1 protein-coding gene is annotated in these 1359 nt (G+C 74.5%); it reads left to right on the top strand.

The features are described 5' to 3' along the window. Positions 1 to 1359, top strand: a 1359-nt coding sequence (locus tag MKL09_RS07080) for an autotransporter outer membrane beta-barrel domain-containing protein (RefSeq protein ID WP_244019156.1), incomplete at both ends; no start/stop codon positions are given.

Raw genomic sequence — 1359 nt, 5'->3', positions numbered from 1 at the left:
CTACGCGATCCTGAGCGCTTCCGGCGGCGTCACCGGCCGGTTCGACGGGGTCACGTCCAACCTCGCCTTCCTGTCGCCGGGGCTGCGGTATCTGCCCAACGAAGTCGACCTGACGCTCACCCGCAACGACGTGCCGCTGGCCGCCAGCGCCACCGGCCGCAACGGCATCGCCGCCGCCAACGCGCTCCAGGCGGCGGGCCGCGGCCGGGCCTACGACGCCGCCCTGGCGTTCACCACGAGCGAGGCCGCCGACGGCTTCCGGGCTTTGTCCGGCGACATCCATGCCGGCACGGTCTCGGCCGCCTACGAGACCGCGTTCTTCGTGCGCGAGGCGGTGCTCGACCGCCTGCGCTGGGGCGGCGGCTCGGGCCTCGATTACGGCACCCTGCCGGCGGCCTACTCTGCCGACCTGCCCGGCCGGGCGCCGGCTGTGGCGAGCGTGCCGGCGCGGATCCTCGACCCGCAGGTGTTCGGGCTGTGGGGCCAGGGCTTCGGCGCCTTCGGCACGGCGGGCGGGGGCGGCAACGCCTTCGACCTCGACCGGCAGATCGCCGGCTTCGCGCTGGGCGCCGATATCCGGCTGCCGAGCGGGTTCACGTTCGGCGTGGTCGGCGGCTACACCGAGGCCAATCTCGACAGCGCCGGCCGGCAGGGCGGCGGGGCTCGCCAAGGCGCCGCCGGCCCATCGGAGAGCGCGACGCTCAAGAGCGGCTTCGGCGGCATCTATGGCGGCTATGAGTTCGGCCCGGTCGCGGTGCGGCTCGGGGCGCTCTACGCCGACACCGACACCCGCACCCGGCGCAGCGTGCTCTACGGGTTGTCGGACAGCCCAACCGGCCATGGCGGCGGCCACACCGTCCAGGGGTTCGGCGAGATCGGCTACCGGTTCACGCTCAGCGCGCCGGCCGCGCTCGTGTCGAAGGACGGCCCGGCGCTGCAGGTGGCGTCCTCCTACATCGAGCCGTTCGTGGGCGCGGCCTATATCGGCATCCGGCGGGACGGGTTTGCCGAGACCGGCGGCGCGGCGGCCCTGGTCAGCTACGCGCGCGACTATGACCTCGGCGCGGTGACCGCGGGCGTTCGGGCGCAGACCAGCCTGGATCTGGGCCTCGGGCTTCCGGTCACGGCGCACGGACTGCTCGGCTACCGGCGGGCGTTCGGGGACGTGGTCCCGACGGCGCTGCTGAGCTTCGGCACCGGCCCGGCCTTCCTGAGCGCGGGCGTGCCGATCGACCGGGACGCCCTGGTGGCGCAGGCCGGCCTCGATCTGCGGGTGGCGCCGAACGCGACGCTCGGCGTGTCCTATACCGGCCAGGTCGGCGCCCGGGCGCAGGACCAGGCGGTCAAGGGCAACCTCAC

It is taken from the genome of Methylobacterium sp. J-048 (genome assembly GCF_022829515.1).
In the GTDB taxonomy this organism is placed as follows: Bacteria; Pseudomonadota; Alphaproteobacteria; order Rhizobiales; family Beijerinckiaceae; genus Methylobacterium.
The sequence above is the reverse complement of the archived record's forward strand: the minus strand, read 5'-3'. Positions and strand labels throughout refer to the sequence as shown.